Consider the following 12210-nt stretch of genomic DNA (forward strand, 5'->3'; position numbering starts at 1 on the left):
ACGACGGCCCGACCCGCCGCGTGGCCCGACAATTCGGGGCACGGCAGCAGGCCGAGATTTTGCACCCTCTCCAGCCAGGTCCCGACGCTCGCGGGAAGATCAACGCGAGCTCGGCTCAATCTTGGCCCACGCATGTGCGCTAATGTAGGCAAACGTGGGAAGAGGTCAACGTGCGAACCCTGGCTATCACGGTAATAACGCTGCTCGGCGTCGCGGCCTCAGGCTGCGGCAGTCATTCGGACACGGAGGTGGGCGAAGCTCGAACCGTCGAGATTCGCGAGCTCTCAGGGGAGATGTCCGCCCCTCCGCAGGTCGCGGATCCGCGGGCGGAGGCCGCGGCTCCGCAGGTGGAGGCGGAGGTCGCGGCTCCGCAGACGGAGGCCGACGGGCCGCTGGCCGATCCCACGACGAGCGAGGCACCGGTCGCCCTGCCCGGATGGACCGAGGGGTGCCCGGGCGGGATGGTGAGGGTGGAAGGCGAGTATTGCCCCGCCGTGGTGCAAGAATGCCTCGAGTACCACCCGGAGTGGACGAAGCGCCACGGTGAGCCGGGTGTGGCCGCCCGATGCGTGCGTTTCCGTGAGCCGTCGCGATGCGTCGCCAAGAAGAACGAGAACCTCTCGTTCTGCATGGACCGGTACGAGTACCCGAACGTTCCGGGCGAGCTGCCGCGCACGCTGACCTCGTGGGAGCAAGCCGCCGATCTCTGTGCGGCGGACGGCAAGCGGCTGTGCACCGAGGCCGAGTTCAACTTCGCCTGCGAAGGCCCCGAGGCGCTGCCTTACGCCTACGGCTACCAGCGGGACGCCGAGACGTGCAATCAGGACCGAGACTACCGCTTTCCGGACCACTCGCAGCGGCTGCTCCACTACGAAGCATGCCAGCAGAACGAGCGATGCGCCGCCGAGCTGTCACGCCTGGACGGCCGCGAGCCGGCCGGCGGACGCGCGGCGTGCGCCTCGTGGGCAGGCGTCTTCGATCTGAACGGCAACGCCAACGAGTGGGTTGTGCGCACCGATCAGAAGGCCCCTTATCGCAGCGGGCTCAAGGGCGGATGGTGGGGTCCGATCCGGAGCCAGTGCCGCCCGATGACGACCTTTCACAAGGAAGACGACTACGGCTACGAGGTCGGCTTCCGCTGCTGCTCGGACGTCGAGCCGCAGGCGACGTAGGACCAGCGGGCCCGTGGTGGCGACCTCGCCTTCTGACTGACCGCAGACGCGAGCAAGGGGACGAGCTCTCACGGAGGTCTGCGGGCCCCGGCGAGCTGCAAGGTGCCGGCGGCGACTCCAGGTGCGGGCAGGAGCCAGCTCCGCGGTCAGCTGATGTGCGCAGGCCGCAAGGCTGATGCTCGAAGATCTCTGTGTCCCCTCTCGCGGACCGACCGTACGGCGTGATAGAGGTGGCGGCCCGGGGGAAGCTCGCACAAAGCGAGGCGCGCACGCGCCTTGCTCAGGGCCCCCTCGAGCGGCGCACACGCCGCCAGGAGGCTTGAGATGGACGAGAGAGTTCAGCGGTACGTGGATATGGGGGTGGCGCTCGGGGTGAGCGTCGGCGCGAAGATTGTGGGCGCGATCCTGGTCTGGATCATCGGCCGGATGATCATCCGGGGGGTCCTCTCGGTGATGCAGCGCAGCTCCACGCTGAAGAAGCTCGACGTGACGCTGGCTCATTACCTCGAGTCGGCGACGTCCGTGCTGCTGAACATCCTGCTCGTCATCGCGATGCTCAGCGTCTTCGGCGTCGAGACGACCACCTTCGCCAGCCTGCTCGCCGCGGTCGGCATCGCCGTCGGCATGGCGTGGTCCGGGCTCCTCTCGAACCTCGCGGCGGGCATCTTCATGATCCTCCTTCGCCCCTTCAAGACGGGTGATCTCGTGACGGCCGGGGGCGTGACGGGCACCGTACACTCGATCGGGCTCTTCGCCACCACCCTGGACACGCCTGACAACGTCCGCACCATCGTGGGCAACGGCAAGATCTTCAGCGACACCATCCAGAACTACAGCACGAACCCGTTCCGTCGCGTCGACTGCACCGCGCAGCTCGCGCACGGCGCGGATCACGAGGCGGCGATCACGCGGCTCAGGGCGCACCTCGCGCTCATCCCCAACGTGGTGAAGGTGCCCGCGCCCAGCGTCGAGATCCTGGACTTCACCCTCGCCGGGCCCGTGCTGGCCGTCCGGCCCTTCTGCCATACCGATCATTACTGGGACGTCTACTTCGCCACCAACAAGGCCATCCGCGAGGAGCTCGGCAAGCTGGGGCTTCCTGTCCCGAGCCAGCACGTGCACATCAACCAGCTCGCGGCGACATCTCCCCCGCGCAGCGTGGGCGCAGAGGCGCACCCGGCGGCCTGACGCGCGGCCGCTCGACCCCGCGCGGCAGCCCGCGCGCGGTCGAGCGGAGACTTCGCGAGCGGCGCGCAGCGCGGGGTCCGCTGGGCGTAAGCCAAGACGCTGGCCCGTCCCGTCGTCATTGCCCGCGCTCGCCTCCGTGGATAAGAGGCGGGGGATGAAGGACTGGGAAGCGCTCTTTGCGAGGAAGCTCGATCAGACCGACCTCGGCGATGATCCGGCCCACGATCTGGCGCACTTCACGAGGGTCGTCGCCACGGCCAAGACGCTCGCGGCGGACGAAGGGGCCAGGCTCGAGGTCGTCGTCCCCGCGGCCTGGCTGCACGATCTCGTGAACGTCCCCAAGAACGACCCGAGGCGCTCCCAGGCCTCACGGCTCTCCGCGGCGGAGGCGCTGCGCTTCCTCCGGAGCATCGCGTACCCCGAGGCCTTCCTCGCGGACATCGCCCACGCCATCGAGGCCCACAGCTACAGCGCGGGGATCGAGCCGACCACCGTCGAAGCCAGGGTCGTCCAGGATGCCGACCGGCTCGACGGGCTGGGGGCGATCGGGATCGCCCGCTGCTTCGCCGTGGGCGGCCTGCTCGGCGTGCGGTTCTACGATCCCCGGGATCCGTTCGCCGAGCGGAGGCCGTGGGACGACCGCGAGAACGCCATCGACCACTTCCACGTGAAGCTGTTCAAGACCGCCGAGAGCCTCAGGACGGCCGCCGGGCGTCGCGAGGGCGCGCGACGGGCGGAGTTCATGAGACAGTACCTCGCCCGCCTCGCGATCGAGATCCGCGGCGAGATGCCCTGAGATCAGCCCGCGCCGGCGACGGTCACCGCGGCCGCCACGGCGACCGGGATCGTGAAGTTGTCGTCCATCCGCGACGAGAACAGCTCGGTGGCCGCCCCGGCCAGGCCCGCGACGGCGGCCAGGACGAGCCGCGAGGAGAGCGACGCGGGGCCGAGCGCCCACATCACCGCGAGGGAGCTCAGCGCGCCGGCCGCGAAGAAGGCGAGCGTCCCCTCCAGCGAGCGGCCGTCGAGCAGCCGCGTGCGGCCGAAACGACGGCCGATGAGCGCCGCCGCCGGGTCGGCCACCGCGAGCACCACCACGGCGAGCGACTGGCTCAGCCGCGTCCCGAACAGCGCCAGCAAGAGGAGCGCCGTCACGTACCAGGTCGACGAGTTCACCCGGTAACGCTCGTGCGGGTGCGCCACGAACCGGAAGAGCCGCATCAGCCGATCGTTGACCCGCTCGCTCACCCGGCGGGCAATCTCCATCGACCACGCCGCCGCCGCGAACGCGCCGCTCACGGCCACCAGCCAGCCGCGCTCGGGCAGGAGCTGGATCAGCCCGAGCACCGCCAGCCCCGAGCCCACGTGCCACACGCTGCGCGCATGGTTCGTCGGCCTGACGCTCGGCGGCGCCACGACGACCCCCCGCAGCGTCAGCAGCAACGACTCGTACGCAGGCTGCACCTCCCGCTGGAACGCTATCCACGCCGCCTTGGGCGAGGGCGTGCCGGTCGGGGTCGCCCGCTCGACCGCCGCGAGCAACGCGCGAAGGCGCTCGCGGAGCCGCCCGAGCGTGCCCGCCGCATCGTCGCGCTCGGCAGCCACGACGAGCTCCCGGAGCCGCGACACCACCCGATCGACCCGGGCGCGCACCTCGGGCTCGTCTCGGAAGACGAAGACCGCGGGATCAACTTGACGCAGAAGAGCGCAGAGCTCTTCGGAGACGAGCTTGGTCTCGACGTGCAAAGCGTGGATCACGTTGGCTTTTGTGAGGATAGTCTCCGGAGCCCCGCGCGGCATGTCAGCGCTTCGTCATACCCGCAGGTGGGCTGGCTCGCTGCGCCCGAGCCGATGCGGCGCGCCGCACGGCGCGTGATTGCGTACCCGCCTTCACGCTCGAACCCGCGCCGCAAGGTCGGGTACCGCAGGAGCCGCCGCCCGCCCGGCCACGTGGCCGGATTCCGGATGAGGCCGCAGGGGCGATGCCCCCGCCTCCTGCCCAGGTTGCCCAGGTCGCGGCGACCACGGCACACCCCGCGACCGGCTCGCCCCAACTCGCCGGCAGCGACCACAACAGTGCAATTCATGGATTCATGGAGTGTGGCGAAAGGTATCCTCTCTATTCCATTCCGGCCTCGGATCCGCCCGACTCGCGCCCTGACAAGCACCGGGACGAAATCGCATGAGAGGCACCTTACGACTCCGCACAGAGCGCGAGCCGTCGCGCTTCCCCTGCACGCACGCTGCGGCTAGGGTGCCTCGCGTCGCGGATTCGACGGGTGGGCGCGAGGCGCCCTGGACGCAGCGCGCGGCCTTCGCGCGCGCGTCCGATAGGCGTCGTTCCCTCGGAATCGGAGAATCGAGGAACATGAAGGTTTCAGTTCGGTACACCGCGCTGTCGTTCGCGCTGCTCGCCGGGCCCCTCGCCCACGCGCGGGAGCGCCCGAACCACGACGCCTACTTCAAGGAGCCGCCGGCGCTGCCCGCCGGCATGGCGCGCGTCGCGAACGAGGATGCGCCGGGCGTCGTCGTCGCGTCGACCGATCCGCAGCGCGGGGTGCCGACCTTCGTGTGGGCGACCTCGCCGGAGCACCGCCCGCCGGCCGCGACCCACAGCACGGCCGAGGCCGCAGCGCGCTGGTACGTGCAGCGGTACGCGCGCCTCTACAACCTGCCGCAGGCCGCGCTCGACACGGCCGTCGTGCGGCACGTCCACGACACCGGGCGCGGCGGCATCCTCGTGACACTGGGCCAGGACGTCGACGGGGTCCCGGTCTTCCGCAGCGAGCTCGGGGTGCTCATGAAGCGCGACCTCGCGCTCGTCGCGCTCGCGGGCAACCTGCACGCGTCGGCCGTCTCGCTTCCGCCCGGCGCCGGCTCGCTGCGGCCCGGCTCGAAGCGCAGCCGCGCGTTCTCCGGCTCGCCGGCCCAGGCGATCGTCCGCGCGGTGCGCGACGCGCACCGCGTCGACATCAAGACGGCCGACCTCCGCGACCGGGGCGAGGCGAAGGGCGGGTATCGGCTCTTCGAGCTCGCGGACACCGCGCACGCGCGCCAGCGCGCCGGGAGCCTGCGCTTCACGCAGCCGGCGCGGGTCAGGAAGGTGCTGTTTCCGCTGCCCGACCGGCTCGTGCCCGGCTACTTCGTCGAGCTCATCTCGGGCGACGCCGGCAGCACGAGCTCCGGAGCGTATGCGTGGGTGTTCGGGGCCAGCGACGGGCGGTATCTCTACCGGGAAAACCTCTCCCACGCCGCCACGTTCGATTACCGGGTCTGGGCGGAGGAAGGGGACAAGCACACCCCGCTCGGCGGGCCCCTCGCGGACATGTCGCCGCACCCGACCGGGCAGCCCGACGGCCATGTCCCGCGGTTCATCGCGCCGAGCCTCATCTCCATCGAGGGGTTCAACACGAGCCCGGACGGCAAGGCCGATCCGTGGCTGCCGGCGGACGCGACATCGACCCGCGGCAACAACGTCGACGCCTACGCGGATCATCACGCGCCCGACGGGTTCTCCAGCGGCGATACGCGCGCGGCGCTCACGGGGCCGGGCGCGTTCGACCACACCTATGACCCGCTCGCCGAGCCGCTCGCCGGGCCCGAGCAGATCATGGCGGCCGTCACCCAGGTCTTCTACGTCACGAACTGGCTCCATGACTGGTACTACGACTCCGGCTTCACCGAGGCCGCCGGCAACGGCCAGCGCGACAACCTCGGTCGAGGCGGCCTCGAGGGCGACCCGCTCCTCGCCGAGGCGCAGGACGACGCGCCCGGCGGCAGCCGCGACAACGCGAACATGGACGCGACGTACGACGGCGCGTCGCCGCGGATGCAGATGTACCTGTGGTCCGGGCAGGACCTGCGGTCCCTGAGCGTCACGCCGCAGAACGCCAACTACGCGTCGAACACCGCCATGTTCGGGCCCCAGCGCTACGAGGTGGCCGGTGAGCTCGCCCTCGGCGAGGACGACGTCGCGCCCCGGGGCGACGCGTGCGGGCCGATCACGAGCGACGTGGCCGGCAAGATCGCCCTCGTCGACCGGGGCGGGTGCACCTTCGCCGAGAAGGCGCAAAGCGCGCAGGAGGCGGGCGCCGTCGGCGTCATCATCGCCAACAACCGCGTGAGCGACGGGGCCCCGCGGCTCGCCGGCGACGCGCCCGAGGTGACCACGCCGGCCCAGAGCGTCTCGCTCGAGGACGGCAGCGCGCTCAAGGCGGCGCTCGCCGGGGCGCAGGCGCCGCTCGCGGTCACGATGACCCGCGAGCCCAGCGTGGAGCGCGACGGCACGATCGACAACACCATCGTGGCGCACGAGTGGGGCCATTACATCCACCTCCGTCTGGTCGCGTGCGGCACGCAGATGTGCGGCGCGCAGAGCGAGGGCTGGGCGGACTTCATCGCGCTGCACATGGCGCTGCGCGATGGCGACGACCTCGACGGCGCCTACCCGCTCTCGAGCTACGGGAGCGCGGCGATGGGCGACAGCTACTTCGGCATCCGCCGCGCGCCCTACTCCGTCGACTTCAGCAGGAACGGGCTGACGTTCAAGCACATCTCGGACGACGAGCGCCTCCCCGACCACCCGCTCAACGTCACGGCTCCCCAGAACTCCGAGGTGCACAACGCCGGTGAGGTCTGGGCAGCCATGATGTTCGAGGCCTATGTCGCGCTGATCCGGCACGGCGGCGGCCTGACCCCGCCGCGCGCGTTCGAGCAGACCCGGCGGAGGATGAGCGATTACGTGGTGGCGGGCATGAAGCTCGCCCCGGCCAACCCGACCTACACCGAGCAGCGCGACGCCGTGCTGGCCGCCGCGCTCGCCAGCGATCAGGGCGACTTCCTCGCGATGGCGGAGGCGTTCGCGCGGCGCGGCGCCGGCACGTGCGCCGAGTCGCCGCGCGCCGACTCGCACGGCCTCTCCGGCGTGGTCGAGAGCTTCAAAATCCAGCCCGAGATCGCGCTGGTCCGCGCGGAGCTCGACGACAGCGCCGGCTCCTGCGACCGCGACGGGCTGCTCGACGCGGAGGAGTCCGGCACGGTCGCGATCGAGATCGTCAATCGCGGCACGGCGCCGCTGACCGGGGCGGTGGCGTCCATCGAGGGGCCGGGCGGCGGGGTGAGCTTCCCGGAGGGCGCGCGCGTGTCGTTCGGCGACATCGCGCCGTTCGCGACCGGGACCGCGACCGTGGCGGTGAAGCTCGACCGGAGCGTGAAGCCCGCCGAGGACCTGAAGCTCAGCCTGACGCTGAAGAGCGCCGAGGCGTGCACGCCGACGCGGGTGGAGGCCCTGGTGCGCCGCGTGAACTACGACGAGGTCCCCGGATCCTCGGCGGTCGACGGCGTGGAGACGCAGAGCACGACCTGGACCGTCGAGGGGCTCTCCAGCGAGCTCGTGTGGTCGCGCGCCGAGGGGGACGCGCCGAACCGCGTGTGGCGCGGCGTGGACCTGGGGAGCCTGTCCGACGCGGCGCTCGTGTCGCCGGCCCTGGAGGTCAGCGAGACCGAGCGCTTCGTGCTGACGTTCGCGCACCGGCACCAGTTCGAGGCGAGCGACGGCACGTCCTGGGACGGCGCGGTGATCGAGATCAGCGCCGACGGCGGCGAGACGTGGGTCGACCTCGCGAGGACCGCGGATCCGGGCTACAGCGGGAAAATCACGAGCGAGTCGGGCAATCCGCTGGCCAGGCGGATGGCCTTTGTCGGCGAGAGCCCGTCGTGGCCCGAGGCCGACAGGGTGTCTGTCGACCTGGGGACCGCGTTCGCTGGGAAGACGGTGCGGGTGCGGTTCCGCGTGGGCACCGACGAGGCCGCGGGCGACACCGGCTGGGAGCTCGACGACATCGGGTTTGCGGGCGTGAAGAACAAACCGTTCGCGACGCTCGTCGAGGACACCGCCTCTTGCCAGAGAGGGCCCGTGGCCGACGCCGGAACGGATCAGGCGGCCGCGATCGGAGAGCTTGTGACGCTCGACGCGTCGGGGAGCTCGGATCCCGAGGAGGACGAGCTGACGTTCTCCTGGACGCAGACGGCGGGGCCGGCGGTCGAGCTGACCGGCGAGGGCGCGCAGGCGACCTTCGTGGCGCCCGAGGTGGCCGCGGCGACGACCTTCGCGTTCGAGGTGAAGGTCGGCGACGGGATCCTGGAGGCGACCGACCAGGTGAGCGTGGTCGTCGATCCGGCGATGGAGCTCGCGCCGGAGGGGTGCGGGTGCGCGATCCCGGGGGGAGCGCCGCGCGCTCCGCTGGGCGCGCTCGGGGCGCTCACGGCGGTCGCGGCGCTCGCGATGCGGCGGCGGCGGCAGCGCGGCGTCGGGGGGTGACCCCGCGCGGAGCTCCGGGTAAGGCGGGAGACCGCCCATTGACGCCCGCCGCCGGGTCCACCACGGTGGCCTACCGCATGGGAATCAGCAATCCTCCGCCCTCCGCGTCCGTCATGTCCGCCGAACGGGCGCTGCAGCGGCTGGCCGAGGGCAACCGGCGCTTCGTGGACAACATCCGCAGCGAGCACGTCGTGCTGGGAAAGCGGGCGCGGGCCGCGCTCGTGGACGGGCAGCAGCCCTTCGCCATCGTCCTCTGCTGCTCGGACTCCCGGGCGCCGGCCGAGCTGATCTTCGATCAGGGGCTCGGCGAGCTGTTCGTCATCCGGGTGGCGGGCAACGTGGTGGCGCCCTCGCTGATCGGCAGCGTGGAGTTCGCCGCCGCCGCCTTCGGGACTCGCCTCGCGGTGGTGATGGGCCACTCGCGCTGCGGCGCCATCGAGGCCACGCTGAGCGAGCTGCTCCAGGAGGAGCACGGCGGTCCCCTCACCGACAACATCCGCGATATCGTCGAACGCTGCCGATCCCCGGTGGAGACGGTGCTGAGCGCCGCCGGCAGCCACGCTGCCAGGGACTTCCTGCTGCGCGAGGCGATGCGGGCGAACGTGCGCAACTCGTGCGATCACCTCCGGCACGGCAGCCGCCTGCTCGAGCGGCTCTGCGCCGAGGAGAGCATGATGATCGTGGGCGCCGAGTACGCCCTGGAGACCGGCGAGGTGACGTTCTTCAAGCGCGCGTGAAGTCCGATCGCGCCGCCTCGCCGTGCTCCGGCACGCCGGCGCTCACGGCGCCGCGCGGCGCGTGACGATCGCGCGCGACGCCTCGTCGAGCTCGATGTCGGCGCGGGGGATCTCGCCTGTCAGGGTGGCGAACCAGAGGACGATCAGGCGCACCTCCTCGTCGCGCAGCTCCTTCCCGAGCTGGTGTCTCGCCATCATCCTCACGGCCTCCTCCAGCGAGGAGACCGAGCCGTCATGGAAATAGGCAGCGCAGGATCGCGCTCTCGAGCCCCGCCGGCACGTCGATGCCCCACGCGCTGACGGCCGCCGGCGGGGACTCGAGGCCCATGGGCGTCCATGTTCTCTCGACGAGGTGGCCACGCGGAGAGGCAGCCGCGGCCTCCCGGGCCCCGCAGCGCGATGCGGTCCTGCGGTCGGGAACATGGGCAAGGCGCTCCCCACCGGCAAGGGTCCGCAGCGGGCGAGCAGCGATGTCAGGTAGAGCCGGGCTCCTCGCCCGAGGCGCCGCATCGGTTCTTCTGCGCGCCTTCTGTTCGGACGACAGCGTCCCCGCTCCGCGACCGCCTCAGATATTGATGCTCTGCGGGATCTCGGACGGCAGGAGGACGACATAGGGGGCGCGCTGGACGTTGCGCTTGCCGATGGTCGTCTCGGTCTCGATCAGCGCGCGCTGGAACGCCTCGAGGGGCTCGCGGACCCGCGCGTCGGTGAAGTAGGTGCCCGGGATGTTCCGATCGTAGTCGCCGAGCCGCGAGTAGTAGACCCCGCCGAGGAGCGTCATCACGTTCAGCTGGAGCAGCGCCTGCTGCAGGGGCGGCAGGTGCTGGTAGATCTCCGAGGACGGCAGACCCGTGGTGACGCTCGGCGCCGGGGCGTAGGCGGCGAGCGGGAGCGCCGGGGTGAAGCCCATGATGGAGCGCTGCGGAAAGTTCACCGCCGCATGCTGGGCGCTGGCGGTGAAGATCACGTGCGTCAGCAGATCCGCCAGGTAAGCCACGGTGCGGATCGCCCCGTCCTCGCCGATGTCTTTCAGGGCGCAGCCCGCCGGGGAGGACAGCTCGGCGATCCAGCTCTGCAGCTCGTAATCGCCCTGCACGTCCGCATCGCTGGTATAATAGACGGCGAGGTACCGCGACACCCACGCTTGGATCGCTCCCCAGAGGAGGATCGCGTCGTCGCGGTAGGGGTAGATCGGCAGGGCATCCGGATCGTCGACGCCCCGGCGCGCGAGCGTCGCCGGGAGGAACTGCTGATTGACGCTGTAGCTCAGCACGGAGTCGACCGCGAGCTGGGTGGACGACGCGATCGTCCCGGCAAGCAGGTTGTCCACCGGGCCTCCCGGGGCGATCAGATCGGCCTCGGCGGCGCTGTTGATCGCCAGGGTGCCCTGGAAATGCGGGGTGAGCAGGACGTTCACCGGGTGCTCGGGGGCGAGCTGCCGCGGCGTGGCCATCGCGAACGCCTCGATGACGAGGTGGGTCTGCCCGAGGTGGGAGATCAGCTCGTGGTAGTTCCCATCGGCGACCTGCACGTGGAGCTTGGCCACCTCCCACCCCACGCCGTCCGACGGCGTGAAGATCGGGCTCGCCGCGCCCGGCGTCTGCGCGCACTGGATGGCGACCGGGCGGAGCAGACGGCCAGGCGAGCCCGCGGCGGGCACCGCGAAGAGCGCGAGCGGCGCCTCGACGTACTTCTGCTGATCCGGTGCGGTCCCGGGCACGAGCTGCGAGAGCGCCTTGTAGTCGGCCAGGTAGAGGCGCCCCTCGTCACCTGCGCTCGCCAGGGAGTCGTTCTTGCCCATCACCGACTGATACTGGGCGTCGGTCACGGGAAAGCTCGGCCCGGGCGACGTGACGCGCCTGAGCACGAGCGGGTTCGGCCCCGCCACCCGCATCCAGGCGAAGGTCGTGTCGTCCTGATAGACGCTCGCGATCTCCGGCAGCCGGAACGTCTGGAACTCCAAGACATAGTCGTACACGCTGGTCGCCTGCCCGTACAGCCCGACGAGATCGAGAAGGAGCTTCCCCGCGGCGCTCAGCAGCGTCTCCAGCAGCGCTTTGATGATGTCACCCACCTTGTCGATGGGATAGTCCATCGTGCCGGGGGCGTTGCCCACAGCGCGGCCCTCCACCGCCGTGACGCTCTGCTGCGCGACCCCCTCGATCCGCGCCACAGCCGGCCGGCGCGGGGGCGGAGCGGGGGCACGCTCGGGCTCGCCGTGGAGCGGCGTCAGCCAGAGGGTGAGCTTCCGATGGCGTTGCTTCAGATCTTCGAAGACGCCCTGGATCCTCTCGCTCGTCGCCTTGTCCATCGGGGCGCCGTCGGGGGTGCGAAGCGAGCCGTCCGCAGCCACGAGCTTGGACGCCTTGGCCACCACATTGCCAACGAGCTCGAGAACCACGAGCGCCGCCGACCCCACCAGGATGGGGGCAAAGCCCTGTCCGTTCGGAACGCTCTGAGCCACCCCGAGGGGCGCCAGACGAGTGTTGTGGTTGTAAACGTAGGTCTGCTGGGCTTGAGCGAGCTCGTTTTTGCGCTGCTGCTGCTCCGCGGGAGAGTCTTTCTGCGGCAGGGACGGGTTACTCATGATGCCCTCGATGTTGTGTTGAAGGAACTGCAATGAGCGCCACGCTACGACGGGTTTCCACTGCTGGCAATCCGGCGCGTTGCCAGATCTGCAGATCGGCAGTTGAGAAACGCCGGGCGAGCGCCTCGTCCTCACGCCCACAGGAAACGAGAATCGACCACAAAGGTGAGGGGGACCTGGAGGCGTGCCGGTGACGTCGCTGCATCG

General features: G+C 70.8%; 8 protein-coding genes. 5 read left to right on the plus strand and 3 right to left on the minus strand.

The genetic code is table 11. From position 1 onward, the window contains the following. The first annotated feature begins 293 nt into the window (after nt 1-293). The 3 genes from WMF36_RS24550 to WMF36_RS24560 all read left to right on the plus strand — a co-directional run bounded on the left by WMF36_RS24550 (nt 294) and on the right by WMF36_RS24560 (nt 3156). A complete protein-coding gene (locus WMF36_RS24550; RefSeq protein WP_437573169.1) occupies nt 294-1172 on the plus strand; it encodes an SUMF1/EgtB/PvdO family nonheme iron enzyme in 879 nt (292 codons plus the stop codon). 324 nt (nt 1173-1496) lie between these two features. Continuing rightward, a complete protein-coding gene (locus WMF36_RS24555; protein ID WP_437573170.1) occupies nt 1497-2360 on the plus strand; it encodes a mechanosensitive ion channel family protein in 864 nt (287 codons plus the stop codon). 154 nt (nt 2361-2514) lie between these two features. Continuing rightward, entirely contained in the window at nt 2515-3156 is a 642-nt protein-coding gene (locus WMF36_RS24560; protein WP_437573171.1) for an HD domain-containing protein, read from the plus strand. Between the two features lie 2 nt (nt 3157-3158). Here WMF36_RS24560 and WMF36_RS24565 read toward each other — a convergent pair whose 3' ends face one another. Continuing rightward, a complete protein-coding gene (locus WMF36_RS24565; RefSeq protein ID WP_437573172.1) occupies nt 3159-4118 on the minus strand; it encodes a diacylglycerol/polyprenol kinase family protein in 960 nt (319 codons plus the stop codon). A 610-nt stretch (nt 4119-4728) separates the two neighbouring features. Here WMF36_RS24565 and WMF36_RS24570 point away from each other — a divergent pair. Together WMF36_RS24570 and WMF36_RS24575 are read left to right on the plus strand one after the other, a co-directional pair. Next, complete coding sequence (locus WMF36_RS24570; RefSeq protein WP_437573173.1) at nt 4729-8679, plus strand: M36 family metallopeptidase; 3951 nt, start codon at nt 4729-4731, stop codon at nt 8677-8679. 113 nt (nt 8680-8792) lie between these two features. Continuing rightward, nucleotides 8793-9416 (plus strand): carbonic anhydrase, encoded by a 624-nt coding sequence (locus tag WMF36_RS24575; protein ID WP_437573174.1) that lies wholly within the window; start codon nt 8793-8795, stop codon nt 9414-9416. A 42-nt stretch (nt 9417-9458) separates the two neighbouring features. Here the strand turns inward: WMF36_RS24575 and WMF36_RS24580 are convergent, their stop codons facing one another. Together WMF36_RS24580 and WMF36_RS24585 are read right to left on the minus strand one after the other, a co-directional pair. Further along, nucleotides 9459-9614 (minus strand): hypothetical protein, encoded by a 156-nt coding sequence (locus WMF36_RS24580; RefSeq protein ID WP_437573175.1) that lies wholly within the window; start codon nt 9612-9614, stop codon nt 9459-9461. Nucleotides 9615-9981: 367 nt separating this feature from the next. Continuing rightward, a complete protein-coding gene (locus WMF36_RS24585) occupies nt 9982-12003 on the minus strand; it encodes a lipoxygenase family protein (protein WP_437573176.1) in 2022 nt (673 codons plus the stop codon). Nucleotides 12004-12210: the final 207 nt, after the last annotated feature.

Origin of the sequence: Sorangium sp. So ce887, from assembly GCF_051521455.1 — a bacterium.
Taxonomy (GTDB): domain Bacteria; phylum Myxococcota_A; class Polyangia; order Polyangiales; family Polyangiaceae; genus Sorangium.